This is a genomic window from Candidatus Wallbacteria bacterium (genome assembly GCA_028687545.1).
GTDB lineage: Bacteria > Muiribacteriota > JAQTZZ01 > JAQTZZ01 > JAQTZZ01 > JAQTZZ01.
Map to the genome: position 1 here is coordinate 16880 of JAQTZZ010000023.1, position 17872 is coordinate 34751.

The window sequence follows — 17872 nt, forward strand, 5'->3', positions numbered from 1 at the left end:
TCTTTACACGGATTTTACTTTCGGATAGAATATCCAGCATGGAAATGATCAGCCGGATTATTAGTAAAATCACTGTGATCGAAATCAAGGGCGAGATCGACCATCGGGAAGAGGAAAAGATGGCCGAATACTTTAAATCCGCCAGTTTGTTAAAGGGGAACAAAGTTATCCTCCATCTTGGGGGTCTTCCGTATATCAACAGCGCCGTACTCGGTATAATAGTCAAGTTCTACAACAATCTTCACGGGAGTAAGGGGAAAATGGTTGTCTGCAACCTGAATCCTTTTATTCTGAATATGTTCCGCATCACCCATATCAGCGAAATCATCAAAATCTGTCCCACCGAAAAAGAAGCCCTGGAAGAACTGGCGTGAAATTTCACTATTCCTGCTCTGTCTGCGGGGCCGGCTACAATCTTCAGGAAGTCAGTTATACCTGCAGAAAATGCGGTGAAACCGGTCTGCTCGATGTGATTTACGATTATGATGCATTGAAGAAAAAGGGCTGGCTCAGCCGGTCCCGGAATGCCCCTGTCCGCTACCAGAAGATTCTGCCGATTGTTAAAACTTTGAAAAATTCCGACGTCCCTCTGCAGGTCGGAGATTCACCGGTATACAATCTCAGGGTATGGGAGAAAAGTTTCTCGCAGAAAGGCGTGCTGCTGTTCGACGACACCGGAAATCCGACCGCCTCATATAAAGACAGGGCTTCAGTGATTGCCTGCATCAGGGCCAGAGAGGAGCGGGAGCCGGTCATCACCTGCGCCTCAACCGGCAACGCCGGGTCATCCCTTGCTGGAATGACAGCTGCGTTCAGGCTTAAAAGTATTATTTTCGTCCCTGAAACTGCGCCTGTGGCAAAAATCGTGCAGCTGATGATTTTCGGGGCGAAGCTTTTCCGGGTGGCCGGGAATTACGATACAGCCTATGATCTCTGCCTGGAGGCCACCAAAAAGTTCGGCTGGTACAACCGCAGTACCGGATTTAATCCGATACTGCTGGAAGGGAAGAAGACCTCGGCACTGGAAATCTTTGAAAAATGCAGATTACCGGACAGAATTTATGTGCCTGTAGGCGACGGCTGCATCATAGGCGGTGTTTACAAGGGCTTTTTAGATCTCAAGCGGCTTGGCCTGATCAGCGAAATCCCGTTCCTGGTCGGTGTGCAGGCTGCAGGTTCTGATTCTTACTGCAGATCAGTCAAAGCAGGGTATAAATTGATGCAGGTGGCGGCTGAAACAGTGGCTGATTCAATTTCAGTGGATATTCCCCGGGCCTTTTCCCAGGCGATCAGAATCGCCAAAGAAAAAAAGGGCCATTTCATGACAGTCAGCGACTCGGAAATCCAGGCTGCCCAGCGGAAACTGGCAGCTGAAAGCGGTGTGTTCGCAGAACCCGCGGCTGCGGCCGCTGCGGCCGGTTTCATCAGGGAACGCGAATCAGGCATTCTCAACGGTCGGGAATCAGTATTGCTTCTGATTACAGGCAATGGTCTGAAGGATGTAAAAAGCGTGCTTTCATATCTGACCCTGCCTGAGCCGGTCAAACCGAAACTGGCGGTAATTGAAGCAATGCTGGAAAAAAGCATGATCCACAATCCTATCAAAGGAGTTGAAACATGCCTGAAATAAGCAGGTTTTTTGGTATCATCATCATGATGTATTTCGATGATCATTGCCCGGCTCATTTTCATGTAAAGTATAATGAATTCAGGGCAAAGGTCTCGATTAATGATTTGAGGTTGATTGAAGGGGAATTGCCGCGCAGAGTCCTGGCCATGACTCTGGAGTGGGCTAACGAACATCGCAGCGAACTGCTTGAAAATTGGGAAACCATTGGAAGAACGGGTGATTTCAAAAAGGTGAAGCCGCTGGAATAGGAGCATTACATGATCTGGATAGTTGACGCCAAGTACCTTGAAGCCTTTAAAGTGAAAGTTACTTTCAGCGATGGCACTGAGAAGATTGCAGATTTAGAAAACAAGATAAAAAACGAAAAGCGCAGTATTTTTCTGCCGCTGAAGGATGCCGTTTTCTTTAGCAAAGTGAGATTCAACCCTGAGATAGACACGATCGAATGGCCAAACGGTGCGGACTTGGCCCCTGAATTTCTTTACGATTTATAACAGATGAAATATTATTCCACTACTCGAAATCAAAGGGCGGTTTAATCACCGCCCTCTATTTTAAATTAATATAAGAATGTTACGCTTTGATCAGGTCAGTCAGTTCCTTGGTCTTCTTTTTCATCAGTTCATCGGTTTTGGCTTCCACCACCAGACGCAGGAAAGGTTCGGTATTGGACGGCCTGACATTGAACCAGTAATCCGGGTAATCCACGCGGATCCCGTCGATATCCACCAGTTTGCCGTCTGCATATTTATTCAGCAGGAGCTTGATTTTACCGGCCTTGTCCTCGACCTTGAAATTGATCTCTCCGCTGAAATGATAATGCTTGATTTCAGCGATCAATTCCGAGATTTTCTTGGTTCCCATCGAGAGGGCTGAGAGGACACAAAGCAATGCCACTGTACCGCAATCCGTATAGAAATTGTCCCTGAAATAATAGTGACCAGCCAGTTCGCCGCCGAATACTCCGTCCAGTTCGCGCATCTTCTGTTTCATGTATGCATGGCCGACTTTCCACATGTAGGGGGTTCCACCCAGCTTCTTGATCTCTTCTGGAACCGAGCGGGATGAACGCACATCGTAAATCACATAACCTTTCTGGTCTTTGAGCAGCAGTTTTCCCATCACAGGCAGGATCAGGTCAGCGCTGATATAGCCGCCATTCTCGTCCACGAACATTACCCGGTCTGCATCGCCGTCGATTGCGATTCCCAGGTCCGCTTTCTTTTTCACGACCATTTTTTTCAGGTCAACCAGATTCTCTTCTTTGAGCGGGTCAGGCAAATGATTGGGAAACGTGCCGTCCAGTTCAGGGAAGAGGTTGGTAACTTCGAAACCCAGGTCCTCGAGCAGTTTCGGGATTAAAAGTCCGCCCATGCCGTTGGCTGTGTCAAGCACAACTTTCAGGGGTTTGATGTTTCTGGCGAATTTTTTCAGATGGTCAGGGTAATCTTTCATGAAATCAAGCTTATGGACTTTGCCTTTTTTGCTGCTTTTCACAGTAATCTCTGACTCCACCATTTTTTTGAGGTCTGCGAGGCCGCTCTCGAGACCAACAGGCATGGCGAGTTTTCTGGAAACTTTCATGCCGTTATATTCAGGGGGATTGTGGGAAGCAGTGATCATTACGCTCCCGTCCATTTCATACTTTACTGTAGAAAAATAAACCATTGGTGTGGCTGTGAGTCCGAGATCGTAAACATCGCCGCCCGCGTCTGTGATGCCTGCCACCAGGTGTTCGAAGATCTCATCAGAGCTCGCCCTGACATCCCTGCCCACCGCGAATTTTTTCCCGCCCAGGAGTTTCGGCAGGAAATATCCGATCTTGTAAGCGTCGCTCTTGTTCCAGTCTTTGTTGTAGACACCCCGGATGTCGTAAGCCTTGAAAATGTCGCTCATCAGTCCTCCTGCTTAAAATATAGATTTCATCCATTTTATACAAAAATGAGTAGTGTTGCAAAATCCCCTCAGCTGGAGGGGATTTGAATTCAGATGGAACCGAACTGAAACTGTGGTGTTAAATTGTTGTCATGGCGCGCTGCAGTTTGATTGCTTCCAGGTTTCTGAGCATCCTGCTGCAGGCGTTTGAAAAATCCGGATTGAGTTTGACTTCGGTCAGCTGGTACTCGCCTCTTAGATAGGATTCAATTTTGCCGCGGATCTGGCTCTTGAGGCCGCTTTTGCACTCGATTCTGGTCTGGATGTATTCATAGGCCAGGTTGTCGTCTTTAATCTGGATGGTTTCGGAAGCAAGGTCTTCCGCCATTTTGAAAGACAGGTTATAGAAATAGGTCATTTCCTTTTCATTCAGTCTGTCGGAATACTCTTCCAGAAAGCCTTCGTCTGAACTGATGATTTCAACTGCCGTTTTCTTTCTGCTTTTCAGCTGGTCGTCGGTAGCTGTGAGGCTGTCTGCGAAAATTGCAAGAGTTGTGAGTGCGAAACAGAGGACCAGGTATCTTTTCATTTTGCCCCTCCCTTTTCGAGTTTTGGATCTACTTTATTACGTCATACTCTCCAGGGCGGCACAATAGACTAATATAGATCAAAAATGATGTCAAGAGATAAATTAAACTTAAATTGACCGGTGACCTTTGAAACCAGTTCTTATCATTTGGGTTCGTTTTCTTTCTGAATTCTCTGCATGTCGCGCATCAGGGACTTTAAATCCGTGTTTTTCATCAGCTCCTTCAACTCATTGCAGAATTCCTGGTCTTCTGAGAGCTCTTTGAACTTTTTCGCTGAGAGCAGCCCCTGAATGTCCTTTTTCTGGACTTTTTCCTGCACTTCAGGGTCTGAGAAAAGTTCGTTGAGTTTTGCACTGCCGTGGAAACTGGATTGCAGGTCCTCAATGGTCTTTATTTTTCTGACTTCCGCTGTCTGTGAGAGTTGATCAGTTTCTGCAGAAACCGCTTCCCCTGTAGAGCGGAGGCTGGAGGTCACAAGCTTTTCCATGTTGTTCTGCATCAGATCGAAGAGCTTATCCTGGTATGCTGAATAATTGATCCCGCGCCCTGTTGACTCCTTGAATGAGTGGATGATCTTGGAATTGTCGAGCATGGTCAATGGAGGCATGTTCATTTCCGAAAAAATCGCGAGCAGGAAAAACAGGCCGCAGACCTTGATGAATCCAAGCATCCCCCCGGCGATGCGGTCTGAAAAAGTGCCCTTGGAATCCTTGAGAAATCTGGAAACCGCGAATTCGATCAGAAAGAAAATTGCGAAACAGGCAATGAATACAGAGAGCAGGTAGACAGGGTAACTCTGGAATCTGTTCGAGAAAATCGAGAGTCTGGCCGCTATTTTCGGGAACAGAAAGATCAGGAAGACCAGGTAGACAAGGGAAAAAATCTCTTTGATGAATCCCCTGATCAGACCCGTCACTATCGTAAGCAGCGAGACAAAGAGAAGGAAATAATCAAGCATGCTCGTCATAGAGCCTCTTGTAAAATGTCTTTACCCGCTGTTTTTGAGAGACATTTTGTTAGAGGCTCTTGGAGCAATAACAAAATTCTTTCAGTGAAGCAGCTTGTAAAGGTTGTTATCATGTTAAACTCAAGTTTTGTTAGTGTCTCCATAAGAATAAATTTTACCTGATTTGTCGAAATAAGCGAAACTCATGCCCACTGTGTTGAATTCATAACCCAGATTACCTTTATGGTCAATCCCGATCACTCCGCACTTTACGTCCAGTTCATTGGCGCGCTCCATGGCTTTCCGCAGGGCTTGCTTCGCGTTCAGAAATTCCATCTGCATCACGCACATCTTGGTGAGAGTAAGCCTGATGATGCCTTCGCCGTGTCCTGTGGCTGAGCAGGCACCCCATTTATCAGCGAAATTGCCGCAGCCGATCACAGGCGTATCGCCCACCCTGCCGGGCAGCTGCAGGAAAATCCCGCCTGTGGAAGTGGCGGCTGCGAGCAGGCCGTTTTTGTCCCTGGCTACAGCTCCGACTGTGCCGTGCGGTTCGATGCCGTATTTATCGAGGAATTTGTGAAGATTCTTGAAATAGGCTGAGACCTGTTTCCCTGCTTTCAGATCGCGGATCGCTTTTTCCCAGCGGGCCTTGCGGCGTGGAGACAAAAGATTAGCCCGCTTCAATTTCCAGATGTCTGCAAGCCTTCCTGCCTGCTCGCCCACAAACAGCACATGATCTGTGCGGTCCATGATTTTTCTGGCAAAACTGATCGGGTTTTTGATGCCTACGATCCCGGCCACAGCTCCGCAGTGCAGCTCAGAATCCATGATCGCTGCGTCGTTCTGCACAGTGCCTGCAAGAGTCGGGTATGAACCGTAACCAGCATTGAACTGTGCCGCATTTTCCAGTACTTTCACTGCAGCTTCCACAGCGTCTAAGGCCGACCCTCCGCCGAGCATCACCTCATACCCGGCAGTGGATGCCTTGCGCACCCCGTTCACAGTGGCTTTTTTCACTAAAACTTTCCCTGCCCCGCCATGCACGATGATCACTGGGTTCATGAAAACCTCCGTTCGTCAATTTGCCAAATCCTTTAAAATTTTATGAAATCTATAATTCCGTGTAGTGAATTGAATCAATAAATCGTCTGTAAATCCAATTTCTCTAAGAAAACACAATTCACAAAGAACTTTTAACTTCTGTCCAAGATTATAAAGTTCTTTTCCTGTAAGTGATTTACTTTTCAGGCGCGGGTCATAATGGACATTAAAATTTCTGGTGTCTACAACTTTTTTTATAAAGGTATCTTCATCTGGAATGAATTCACTTAAGATAGTGTGATTGACAGATAATAAATCTTTTATTCTGTTTTTTAAACTTGGCTCATTGCTATAAGCAAGTTTATCCTTCAACCAAATCTGGTAATCTGAAGGTGCAGTATTAATAATATTTTTAATCCGTAACTTATGCTCATGTTTGGTCATTATTGAATTTCTGTATGAGCAACGATGATAGATTTCCAATACTTGCACAAAGCTCAAAAAAATATCAATTGGGTATTTATACAGGCTGTGAACTGCACTGAAATATAAATCTATGGCAGATTTCAGCTTTTCAAAGTTCGTAAACCAATTACTGAAATAAGTTCCTAAATTTTTTTCGATATCTCTAAAAGTAAAGTAAAAAATACTTGGTTGCGGTTGCTTAGACTTATCCGGATATCCAACAGTTTTTAGTATAATAGGGACAATTGTGTTTCTGGAGGGATTTTGACTGTTTTCCTTTTCTTTATTGATAAGTACACCATTCATGACAAGAGGGTAAATGGGTTCAGTTAGAACAAAACAAAAAAAAGATCTTATGAAATACAACATTTCAAGGTACTCATCAATTATTAAATCTTGTTCTGATTCAAGAGTGAAAAAAGCCTGTTGATCAAGTTTAACAGATGGATTTAATGACTGATATGATTCGTGAACTCCAGTATCCAGAAAAACTTTGATATTTTTGTAAGATGTTATTGAAACAGGTGATGGTTTAACGAATTCAATTTGTGATGAATTTTCACTTATTTTTTTAAAAGAAAAAACCGATTTATTCATCCATGTGTTGAGGAAGGTTAGGCTGAAACGGACTTTTCTGAATTTTATTTCTGATTTATCTTTAAAATGATAGCCTAAAAAAACTTTATCAACACTATAATTTTTAAATTCAGCTGTTTCTATACAATTCACTAGAGTAATTTCATAACCATTTAGAAAATGTCCTAGTATCACATCGAATTTATATGGTCTATCAGATATAATTGGCTCATCAGATAGAAGTTCAATGGGGTGGAAAAGCTCTAACTTTGAGCCACCAGATGCGGGGGAAGACGAAAAAGTCCCTGGTATTTTTATTTCGGGTTTTTCGGGGAGCCAAAAAAAACCTTTTTCATCAATTTCTTCAATCATGGATTAAAACTTTACAATGCTTCACAATAAAGCCAATTGCTTTTCTTGAGCCTCTATTTCAGCTTTTTTTCTTTCTCGAACCGATTCGCACGTCCAGAATCCATTCTTCTTCCGTGTCCGGTATGATTCATCAGTGAACAAAACATTACATTTTTTCCGAATTTTAGTTAGAAGTTCACGATCTTCGCTGATTTTCTTGAAACGTTCTTCGATTACTTCAATCGGGCCGATTTCACATCCTATCCATTGCCTTTTCTTGATTTCTGCAACAATGTAGGTAGTGCCTGCACCGCCAAATGGGTCTAATACTACATCATCTTCGTTTGAAGCCATTTCAATGATCCGGTCAAGAAGCTTGATTGACAATTCATTTGCACCCTGCCGCTTTTTATACTTGGAATGCCTGACTGGTGGTATGTCGTACCAGACATCGGACAGATTGATGCCCTTCGGGTTCATTTTATCCTTGTAGCCACCATAATCATGCAGGTCAAAGGCACATTTGGGGCAGGTTTCCATTGGCAGGCGGTCAGGGTGAAAGACTTTGGGTTTTGCACCTTTGCAATAATAAAGCAAAGAGTAATGGGAAGGATACAGGCGTCCGTTTATCGGCAGCGAATACTTGATGTCAACTGAAATCCAGTGGCGGAAAGTCATCCTTTGGTTTAAGAAACCGGAGATGTAAGTATTCCATCTGGGAATGTTCCAGACGAACAAGCTGCCTCCGAATTTAAGAACTCTGATGCATTCACTCAACCATTTTTCACACCAGGACAGATACTCGGTGGCTTTCAGATCGTCGTTAATCTTTGAAGGATATTGTTTTTTCAGGTTAAAAGGAGGATCAGCAAATACCAGATCCACGCTTTCCGATGGTAGCGTTGGTAGAATTTCCAGGCAATCGCCTTGAAACATATGCCCGTATTCGGAGTAAAAAGAAGGTTTGAAGCTCTGTGATGAGCCAATTTTATCCATATTTTCCTCATGATTATATTATTACAAACTTTTTAAAAAAGCAATCTTTGCAGACTATAGTCCGTCGAAAATATTATCATTAAAACTTATAGTTGTTTCAACAACAGCTGAGGAATTTATTTTTGAAACCTGAAAAAGCATTCGGCATCGTTCTTAGGGGAAAAAGGAAAAAATCCGGGATTTCTCAGGAAAAACTCGCTCAGGACAGCGGGTTGGACAGAACCTATATTTCATTACTGGAACGTGGATTGAGACAGCCAACCCTGAAAACAATGATCTCCATTTCCAAAGCGCTGGAACTTGACCTGCTTTCCTTAATTTCTGAGGTCTTAAAGGTAATTAATGAAGATTAAAAAAGTTAAATATCTTTTGAAAAAAGGCGAGTTCCATAAATCCGAAGAGTTTAATTCTCTGATGATTGAAATCAAGACCGCCATCACTGCGGTGTCATGGCATGAAGCCGATATCTTCGTTATTAACCCTACAAAAATGGGAAACGGCGTTAAACCAATAAAAAATGCCTGCATGTCCATGCTTAAGGACTATGGCTGGAAACTGGAAGGACGGATGCCGATTTCCTCAGAGGAAAGTCCTGGCCCAGTTGATGCTGTTAAAAAAGTTTCAAACGAAAAATTGTTCGCTTTGGAATGGGAAACCGGCAATATTTCCTCAACACATCGCGCATTGAACAAAATGGCTCTGGGTTTGCTGAACGATAAGCTTGTCTGTGGGATTTTAGTTTTGCCATCGAAAAAATTCTATCGTTTTCTAACTGATCGAGTCGGAAATTATGACGAAATCGAACCATATTTTCCAATCTGGAAAAAGCTTAAGATAAAAAGCGGCGTACTCGGCATAATCGAGATAGAGTTTGATGGTACTTCAAAGAACGCTCCATTGATCCCGAAAGGGACTGATGGAAGAGCATTGAGATAAGCCTGAATGTCGCATCAGTGAAGAAATACCAGTATCAATATGAGTGTATGGCAGATTTGGTTTTATTTTGAATTAGTAGGAACCAATGATTTATTATTTCTGGTCTGATACTTCTCATTGTTATCATATAGCGACTTTCATGATCGTGATTCTTTATCTGCTTGTTTTTATCTGCTTCTGGATGCAGCAGAAATCAAAGCTGTTACTTTTTTTGAAAATCAGTACCATTTTCACCGCAGTGTCGATGACAATCTGGAGGCTGGTAGACTGGCCTTTGAGAAGTTTTATCGACTATCCATGTTACATTGGCTGGCTGGCCACTGCCATAGTTCTGATCATAGTCTATTGCCAAAACCGATTCTGCCAATTTAACCTGCTGTTTCCATTCCTGGCTTTTCCGATCTTTGTGAATGCCTATGGTGTTCTAAATCAGTGGGTTTTTGTGAAAGTTTTAGGCTGCGGATGCAATTTCGAGAGCTTCAATGCCAATGATCTGAGCGAAAAATTCTATTTAGTCCTGTTTCTGCTGGGTTTGGCAATTCTGATCCGCGAATCACGGGGCAGAAAGCTCTGGATTTCCATTCCTTATTTCCTGACCGGAGCACTTTATCTGCTCTGGTTTTGTATTGATGGACTTGCATCTGGGTACTGGAAGTAAAAGATTTTGGACAGATCACTCAGGCACTCCCGCCTGCTTCAGTTTATCCATGATCTTTCTTTTGTCTGAATCACGATAAGATTCATAAGTCTTAATGTAACCCAACGCAGTTCTGCCCGTTCTATCCCTGGCTTCCTTGCTTATTCCATTCGCCACAAGTAAATCAATGATTTGACCATAATTTCTATAATTTTCACAGGCATAAAAAAGTGCTGTTTTGCCCTCATTGTCGGTTGAATTTACAGCAGATCCTTTTTTAATCAAGAATTCTATAACTTCAAGAGTAGAATGTTTAGAAGCATACATAAGAGGCGTAAGACCATCAGCATTTATTTTGTTGATATCTGCGCCTCTTTCAAGCAGAAAATTGAGCATCTGGATTTTATTTCTGCTGTAATCTTCGAAGAGAGAATGATGCAGGGCCGTATTTCCCGAAAAATCAGTTTTATCTACCTGCTCATCAACAAGTAAAAACTTAGCTAATTTGCAGAATCCTCTCTCTGCAACTACCATGAGCGCAGAGGGATCATTGCCTCTGAATCTTTTCGGAGTGGCCCCGATACTGTAAAGATATTCACAACACTCTTCAGGGGCGCACCGCAAAGCATAGTCTAGGTCATTTCCCCAGACGGAATTGTCGACAGTTTTAATGGTTGAACCAACAGTCGAAAGTATTCTGATAATTTCCAGCGCTGTGTTCCTGTTATCCTCATTGTTGAAGCTACGTAAGGATTTCAGAGCAACATCAAGTGGAGTTGCACCTGTGATGTCGGGAAAATTTGGATCAGCTCCATGGTCCAACAGTAGAAGAAGGGTTTCTTTTTGAAGGTTTTTGGCAGCAGCTGAAATCGGAGGAACTGAATCATATTCAATGTTCGGAGTCAGCAACAAGTTTACATGTTCATAGTTTAATATTTTTACTGTTGTTTTCCAATACTGTTTTGATCGATCAGATGGAAGGGTCAGATTGGGAGAAATTCCATTTTCGAGAAGCATTTGTAACTGTTTGATCAGGCCATTTTTTGAAAGCATGTATATAACTTCCTCTGTATAACCTGTGATAAGTGCATTGTAATCAATCAGCGCACACAAGGAATCGAAATTCTGAAATGAAAGGGCCGCACCAATTGCGCTGACCCCGGAATTATTTTTGGTTGAGAGAGAGACTTCTGCTGATAACAGGGCATTCGTGATGGAACTCAGACCTGCGGCAATGCTGATTAAAAGAGGGGTGTTTCCATCCAAATCAGGGATTTCCAATCTTTCTTTATTCTGAATCAGGCTTAAGATACCATCTAAATCTAAAGAATCTCCTGAAGTAGTGATTTTTCTTCCTGCTATTGATGTAATGATCGGTGACGATTCAACTGGAGCAGCTAAAGGTTTAGAGATCGTTCCGTGACGGCTGCAGTATAAGCAAAAATTATAATCTGAACTGTAGCGCAGACAATATTCACCTTTATCAGGGCATGAAGGCAATTTAGAACCGCAAATGTAAGGCTGAAGATCATTCATTTTTTCCAGGAATTTCTTGTTTTGCATGTAATACATCTCCAAACCGCTTTCCATTGTGCGCATGTTAGCAATGCAGTCTTTTCTGACTTTTTCGACTGTTCTGAATTCTCCGTATGGGAAACGGTTTGAATTCAGGTAGAAAAAGATTTTACTTTCTCCGAAACTAATAACAAACCTTTTGAAATACTCATATTTTTCAAATTTAATCCTTATAAACGGAGCGATGGCAAATGATAAGATCAAGAGAATCAGTGCGGACTTTATAAAAAATCTCTTAAAACCGAGATTCCTGAATTTGAGCATATTACATATTAAATGTTATTATGGATTCGGGCAAATTAAATAAGGCCTAACTAAGTCTGAGTTGCTGGAATGAGTTGCTGCTTTTCCAGAAATCCCTCTACATCCTTCAGCCTTAATCCCAGGCCGTAATCAAAGCCTTTCCTCAGGCCATCGATTGAATCGGATTTTTCGCCGCGGCTTTGCAGCCATTTTTCAACGAATGGTTCGATTTCTGTTCCAAACATGCTCTTTTCTGCTGCAGCGGCAACTCCGAGTAATACTCCGCATTCATATATCCGGCCGAGTTTGAGCAGGGAATAGGCCGATTTCTGGAGATACTCCGAACAGATCAGCGGGCACTGGTTATGCAGAATCGATTTCAGCGACGTGATGAAACAGGAAAGGGCTGTGGCATGCTCTCCCTTGAGTTCAGCCAGTTTCCCTAACTGACCATAACCGATATCCAGATGTCCATGCCAGCCGTTCTGTTCCAGCTGGGCGATGGCTTCCCTGTATTTCTGCTCTGCTTTCAGCAGGTCATTTCTGGCCAGATACAGATCACCGAGATTGACGATTGCAAAAGCCAGCCGTCTGGACTCCCCAGCCTGGCGATAAATTTCGCAGGACCGCAGAAGCAGTTTTTCGACTGGTTCGAGTTCGCCAGTTTCTGTAAAAAGCCCGCCAAGATTTCCGAGTATCCCGGCCAGGCCGATCAGATCACCTGATGCTTCAAACAAAGGCCGGCTTATTTCATAATGTTTCTTCGCATTAACGTAATCTTTTCTCAGGATGTAAGATACTCCGGCAGTCAAATGGGCCCAGGCGCACAGGACTGGGAACTTACCCTCGGAAATTGCAATCGATTCCAGGGAAGTTTTCTCCCCTTCTTCATAAAGCCCTAGGGAATTGAGATTCCTGGCTCTTTTCATCAGCAGTTCAGCGAGCATCTGTTCAGGCAGCTGTTCCCTTTTATTAAGAGCCAGCTTGAACCTTGCCGATGCTTCCAGCTCCATGCCTGTGGTATGCCAGTATTCGTAAAGTGCCAGAATCAGCCTTGCCAGTTGTTCAGCCGACGACTGGTCGTGATGGGAATCCAGCTCATCCGCCACAGCCAGAAAATTGCAGGATTCGGCACGGAAGGTCTTCACTGCAGTCCGATGATCACCGAAAATGCGTAGGGAAGTCGTTTCAGCCAGAGCGAGGTAATGCTCGGAAATGCACTTGAAGACAAAGGGCATTTCGCCTGACTCCAGAAGTTTTTCCTTGGCATACTCGCGGACTGTTTCCAGAAGATGGAACCTGCCGTCTTGCAGGGGAAGGATCAGGGATTTTTCCACGAGCGAACTATGCAGGTGCAGCACTTCATCACTCCTGGAACCAGCTGAGCAGGCGATTCTTTCCACTGATTCCAGAACCCATTCGCATTTAAGCGCTGAAACCATCCGCAACAGCATTTTTTCCGGATCGCTGAGCCGGTCATAGCTCCAGTCAATGGCTGCCCGCAATGTCCTGTGCTGAAGCGGTGCGCCCCTTTTTCCGGATTTGAGAAGTGAGAATCTCTCGTCCAGCCTGGCTGCGATTTCACTGAGAGGCAGCGAGGAAGTCAGGCCTGCAGCCAGCTCGATCGCCAGAGGTATTCCGTCCAGTTTACTGCAGATCCGCTCGATCAGCTCCTGATCCCTGTCAATGAGTTCCTTCTTCTTCTGGAACCTGTCCATGAAAAGAAGCACAGACTCAGCAGGTTCTGACTCAGCCTGCCCGGATGCAGTGGCCAGCGGCAGGATCTCCACTATGCATTCGCCATCGATTCTAAGGCTTTCCCTGGAAGTGGCCATCAGTCTGACAGCCGATGCACCAGCTGCGATGCTGCTGATCACTTCCGCTGCTGCATCGATCAGATGCTCGCAGTTATCGAAAATCAGCAGCAGCTTGAGTTCTTTCAGATGCCGGATGATCTGATTGAGTTCAGGGACATTTTTCTGGATCTGCAGGTTGAATATTTCACAGAGCCTGTCCAGGATCTCCTGTTTTGAGTTCAGAGTGTTCAGTTCCGCGAAAAAGATTCCATCAGGGAACCGGTCGAACATCTCGGCCGCAGAGTGCAAGGCCAGCCTGGTCTTTCCGCATCCTCCGAAGCCTTTCAAGGTGACAATGCAGTTTTCAGAGAACAGCTGCCTGATTTTTTCTTTTTCCTCTGTTCTGCCAATAAAGCTGGTATGCTGCACAGGCAGGTTGTGCTGGAAGCGGTTCAGGGATTTCAGAGGCGGGAAATCATGCTTGAGTCCTTTGGAACTGAGTTGATAGATTTGCTCGGGTTTTTCCAGGTCTTTCAGCCTGTGTTCACCCAGGCTGATCAAATCTGTTTCAGATTCAAGAGATACAGCTGAAGTAGAGGAGAGCAGCACCTGGCCGCCGTGCCCTGTAGCAAGGATTCTGGCTACCCTGTTCACGGTCGGGCCGAAATAATCACCGCTGCGCTCCACTGCTGGGCCGGAATGGATTGCGCAGCGCACACGGATTTCACCTGTTTCACCCCAGCTTTCGCCTGCGAGGCGTTTCTGGAACGATTCCGCCGCTCTGGCAGCATGAATTGGTGATTTGAAGGTGGCGCAGAACGCGTCGCCCACTGTTTTGAATACATTGCCGTCAGATCCTTTAATTTCTTCAGAGAGGATGCTGTCGTGCAGTTCCAGTGCAGTCTTCATCGCCTCAGGATGCTGCTCCCATTTCCTGGTGCTGCCTTCGATATCTGTGAACAGGAAGGTTAATTTTCCGTTCTCTGCCTGCAATTTATCCCTCATTGTGTTTTCAGAAAGCCAAAACCAAACTGAGCTCATTATATCAAATTTGATCGAAATTATTCAGCTGTTCTTGACACTGAAGTGAATCCGGATATCATGAAAATAAGATGAAATTCAATCTGCATTTGAAATTTGCCCTTGTAATTGTCTTATTGCTCGGATTTTACAGCCAGGTCTTCTGCTGGGACTGCCATTTCATTTACCTGAAGCTTGTTTCAAATGCTCTGCAGGCCGGCTACCCGCTGCTTGGCGAAAAAGTGCATTATTCTGCGCTGGAACCGTTTCTGGAAAAAAACAGCTCTGAAATCAGGAAGAGACTCAAAGAATTTTACACCTGGAAAAATAAAGTTTATCCATATCAGCAATGGATCCTGACTGACGATGGAAAAGCCGCTCTGGACAGCACTGCAGCACTGACTCCGGCGCAATTCAAGCTGTTGCTTGGCGTGCAGGAGATGGCGTTCAATTCAATCACCCCGCCTGAGCTTTTCACTGAAGCTTTCGGCACAATCGTTGCGAACCCTGCCACTGAGCTCCCTTTCTCCACCTGGCTCTGCTGCTTTTCAGACGAGCCTGACTGGGGCATGGATCTCTATCTGTTCAACGGCGATCCCCGTTACGGGACGATTCCTTTTGGAGACCCTCAGAAATACTCGTCACAGTCAGCTTTCCATCAGGATTATAATAATGAAAGCTTCGTGATGTACAAGCTGATGCCGAGCCTGAAGCAAAGCATGGCTTTCCTGAGATTTACGATTTTTACGGAAATGGCCGGGATCGCCCTCAAAAGCGGCGACCTGTTCTGGGCAGCCAGGTTTCTGGGCAATTCCCTGCATTATCAGCAGGATGTGATCGTTCCTTACCATTCCAGGGTTTTTCCGAATTTCAGCTTCGGGACTGCCTGGGCTTATCTCACTGCCTCAGATAAAGAAAAATTCATCAGGGAAAAGACCCAGCTGCTCGCCAATCACCAGTTTCTCTATGAAACACTGGTCTGCGAGACTCTGTTCGGCCGCCTGCAGTGCATCGAATCAGTGATGCCGGACTGCCACGGCATCATCATGAGTGCCGCTAATTGCCCGCAGCCTCCTGCAGGCATCGGAAAATACCTGGACGAATTCAACCAATCCTCTGAAAAAGCTTATTACCACGCCAATGCGGTGGATACTATGATCTGCGACGTTTTCCCGGCCAAACTGACTTCAGATCCAGGCTATGACCCAGGGCTTGACCAGAGTTTTGACATTTTTGAATACTTCAATCCTCAGATTCCTGATTATTCTGAAAAAGAAAAGAAATTTCTCCTGGAGTTCAGATCAGATCTTACAGATACACTGACCGCTACTACTAAACTGGTGGCCGGATTCCTTTCTGCTACAGCGAAGAGCATTCAATAAATTCAAGTAATAAATCGGAAAACAGCTTCTATCTGAATTCTATCTGAAAATTTGGCTGGCAGTGTTCCTGTTTTCAGTATATAATTAAATCCAGAGTATAAGTAAAGAATACAGGGGGACGGATGAAGCATTTTCTTTTGCTTTTCACTATATCCTTCATTTTATCATGCCAGGCAGCGATTCCTGATCCACAAGCCTACGATTCCGGACTGATCACTGTGCCTGAAGATTATAGCACTCCTGCCGGCCGCACAATTGAAGTTTACTGGGAAAGGCTGAAGTGCTCAGGCACAAGTCAGGGGGCGGTCATCTGCATCAACGGCGGTCCCGGCTGTACACACGACACTTTTCACAATCTGGACATGACTACAGCATCTTACAAAGAAGATCATTTATCCAAACTGCGCGAAAAATTCGATGTTTATTATTTTGATCAGCGTGGTAACGGTGAATCCAGCAAAATCGATGAATCATCCATGGGTCTTTCTGCTGAAGTCCTGACCCTCAAATGCTGCGACAACCTGAAAAATCTGGAAGGTGTGCTGGAAATTTACCTGCAGGATATCGGGGAAACGCTTCCCACCATCGAGCAGCTGAACGCCCTGGCCGGCAACCTCAAATGCCCGTGCCGCGGGAATTATTCCATCACCGGCGATGCACAGACCGGATACAGGCTCAAATGCGACAAGCATAATACAGTGCAGAATCCTGTTACAGTGCAGCCTGAAAATATCCAGCCTGCCAAGCTTGCCTGCTACGGCACTCCGAACATCTGCCGCGACATCGAGGAAATCCGCAAACAGGTGATAAAAAAAGACAGGATCGTGGTTTTCGGCGAATCATACGGCGGCATGGTCGCTCTTTCTTATGCCACTTTGTTTCCGGGCAGCGTTGAAAAGCTGATCATCCACGATTCAGCTGCCAGTGACGACTATTACACCAGCCTGCCGGCCAACTGCGACGATAACATCAAGCTGCTGGACGGAACCATCCACCAGGGGATCAGAAATAACTACCTCACTTCAATCAAGAAATTCGACAGCCAGGAAGTGGAACTGCCTGATGGTGTCAATCTGAGCTCAGACGAATTCCTGGCTCTGGTCAGAGGTCTGACCTACAGCATGGAAGGCCATGCGATGGTAGCTAAGATAGTGGACGAAATCGCCAGGAACGGCTCGTCAGAGACTCTCAACCTGATCCTGCAGCTGATGGGAGGCGGTACGCGTACTGACCGGGCTCTGGAACAGAACGAGAATGTATACAAGATTACAGTCGCCCAGGAAATGCAGGATGACAAGGCTGTGGAAAGCGCAGCTGCCCAGAACGGCACATTGGAGATTTATACATACAGATGGCTGGACAAGATGAGCTGCCAGGGAATCGCGGCATTCAGAAAACAATCCGGGCTCAACCAGTTCACCGGCTATAATGTCACTGAAAAGTTCTCACAGTTGAAAATGCCTGTGCTTGTATTTGTAGGAAAATTCGACCCGATCACACCTCAGAAGTACGCGGAGCAGATCAGCAAAGGTATTGGTTCAAATTGCGAATTGGTGCTGCTGGAAAAAAGCGCACATGCCGGACTGATCGAGCAGAACGATCTGGTGATTCCGAAGATCATGTCATTCTTAACTGGTAAAGAGCTGCCTGCAGAAGTGGCGGAACTAAATACCGGTTATCCGGAAATCAAGCGGAGCTTCACCAGGGAAGATGTGGCAAGGATTTACCTGGAAAACATGAGATATGGCAACTCCCGGCAATCTGATCCAGGATTCTGATATCGGCTGAAGACTTGTTCCTGCGGAGGCGT

At 45.1% G+C, this 17872-nt stretch carries 17 protein-coding genes; 9 read left to right on the forward strand and 8 right to left on the reverse strand.

Annotation, left to right across the window (positions count from 1 at the left end; genetic code table 11):
- The first annotated feature begins 38 nt into the window (after positions 1–38).
- From PHW04_10720 to PHW04_10735, 4 genes are read left to right on the forward strand one after another with little or no spacing between them, the layout of a single operon-like run.
- Positions 39–374: an STAS domain-containing protein gene (locus PHW04_10720; protein MDD2716349.1), complete on the forward strand. Its 336-nt coding sequence runs from the start codon at positions 39–41 to the stop codon at positions 372–374.
- Positions 371–1630, forward strand: a complete 1260-nt coding sequence (locus PHW04_10725; protein ID MDD2716350.1) for a pyridoxal-phosphate dependent enzyme — start codon at positions 371–373, stop codon at positions 1628–1630. The genes PHW04_10720 and PHW04_10725 overlap by 4 nt, the downstream gene beginning before the upstream one ends.
- The gene (locus PHW04_10730) at positions 1618–1878 is read left to right on the forward strand and encodes a DUF4160 domain-containing protein (GenBank protein ID MDD2716351.1); all 261 of its coding nucleotides are present in this window, start codon (positions 1618–1620) and stop codon (positions 1876–1878) included. Before PHW04_10725 ends, PHW04_10730 begins: the two co-directional genes overlap by 13 nt.
- 9 nt (positions 1879–1887) lie before the next feature.
- Positions 1888–2124 carry a DUF2442 domain-containing protein gene (locus PHW04_10735; protein MDD2716352.1) on the forward strand — a complete coding sequence of 79 codons (237 nt, stop codon included), beginning with the start codon at positions 1888–1890 and terminating at the stop codon, positions 2122–2124.
- 79 nt (positions 2125–2203) lie between these two features.
- Here the strand turns inward: PHW04_10735 and PHW04_10740 are convergent, their stop codons facing one another.
- From PHW04_10740 to PHW04_10765, 6 genes are all read right to left on the reverse strand, one after another.
- Complete coding sequence (locus PHW04_10740) at positions 2204–3526, reverse strand: phosphomannomutase/phosphoglucomutase (protein MDD2716353.1); 1323 nt, start codon at positions 3524–3526, stop codon at positions 2204–2206.
- Between the two features lie 118 nt (positions 3527–3644).
- Positions 3645–4094: a hypothetical protein gene (locus PHW04_10745; protein ID MDD2716354.1), complete on the reverse strand. Its 450-nt coding sequence runs from the start codon at positions 4092–4094 to the stop codon at positions 3645–3647.
- A gap of 143 nt (positions 4095–4237) precedes the next feature.
- Positions 4238–5062: a CvpA family protein gene (locus PHW04_10750; protein ID MDD2716355.1), complete on the reverse strand. Its 825-nt coding sequence runs from the start codon at positions 5060–5062 to the stop codon at positions 4238–4240.
- 120 nt (positions 5063–5182) lie between these two features.
- The gene (locus PHW04_10755) at positions 5183–6106 is read right to left on the reverse strand and encodes an isoaspartyl peptidase/L-asparaginase family protein (protein MDD2716356.1); all 924 of its coding nucleotides are present in this window, start codon (positions 6104–6106) and stop codon (positions 5183–5185) included.
- A 15-nt stretch (positions 6107–6121) separates the two neighbouring features.
- The gene (locus tag PHW04_10760) at positions 6122–7498 is read right to left on the reverse strand and encodes a hypothetical protein (protein MDD2716357.1); all 1377 of its coding nucleotides are present in this window, start codon (positions 7496–7498) and stop codon (positions 6122–6124) included.
- 21 nt (positions 7499–7519) lie between these two features.
- Complete coding sequence (locus PHW04_10765) at positions 7520–8473, reverse strand: site-specific DNA-methyltransferase (GenBank protein ID MDD2716358.1); 954 nt, start codon at positions 8471–8473, stop codon at positions 7520–7522.
- A gap of 122 nt (positions 8474–8595) precedes the next feature.
- On the opposite strand from PHW04_10765, the gene PHW04_10770 reads away from it, so the two are divergent.
- The 3 genes from PHW04_10770 (at position 8596) to PHW04_10780 (ending at position 10067) form a co-directional block, all read left to right on the forward strand.
- A complete protein-coding gene (locus tag PHW04_10770; protein MDD2716359.1) occupies positions 8596–8826 on the forward strand; it encodes a helix-turn-helix transcriptional regulator in 231 nt (76 codons plus the stop codon).
- Positions 8816–9409, forward strand: a complete 594-nt coding sequence (locus PHW04_10775) for a restriction endonuclease (protein MDD2716360.1) — start codon at positions 8816–8818, stop codon at positions 9407–9409. The genes PHW04_10770 and PHW04_10775 overlap by 11 nt, the downstream gene beginning before the upstream one ends.
- A gap of 139 nt (positions 9410–9548) precedes the next feature.
- Entirely contained in the window at positions 9549–10067 is a 519-nt protein-coding gene (locus PHW04_10780; GenBank protein ID MDD2716361.1) for a hypothetical protein, read from the forward strand.
- A 15-nt stretch (positions 10068–10082) separates the two neighbouring features.
- Here PHW04_10780 and PHW04_10785 read toward each other — a convergent pair whose 3' ends face one another.
- The gene (locus tag PHW04_10785; GenBank protein ID MDD2716362.1) at positions 10083–11885 is read right to left on the reverse strand and encodes an ankyrin repeat domain-containing protein; all 1803 of its coding nucleotides are present in this window, start codon (positions 11883–11885) and stop codon (positions 10083–10085) included.
- 50 nt (positions 11886–11935) lie between these two features.
- Positions 11936–14665 carry an adenylate/guanylate cyclase domain-containing protein gene (locus tag PHW04_10790; GenBank protein MDD2716363.1) on the reverse strand — a complete coding sequence of 910 codons (2730 nt, stop codon included), beginning with the start codon at positions 14663–14665 and terminating at the stop codon, positions 11936–11938.
- A 107-nt stretch (positions 14666–14772) separates the two neighbouring features.
- On the opposite strand from PHW04_10790, the gene PHW04_10795 reads away from it, so the two are divergent.
- Both PHW04_10795 and PHW04_10800 read left to right on the forward strand, forming a co-directional pair.
- Positions 14773–16062: a hypothetical protein gene (locus PHW04_10795; GenBank protein ID MDD2716364.1), complete on the forward strand. Its 1290-nt coding sequence runs from the start codon at positions 14773–14775 to the stop codon at positions 16060–16062.
- Between the two features lie 122 nt (positions 16063–16184).
- Positions 16185–17840, forward strand: coding sequence for an alpha/beta hydrolase (locus PHW04_10800; GenBank protein MDD2716365.1), 1656 nt, complete (start codon positions 16185–16187; stop codon positions 17838–17840).
- Positions 17841–17872 lie beyond the last annotated feature (32 nt).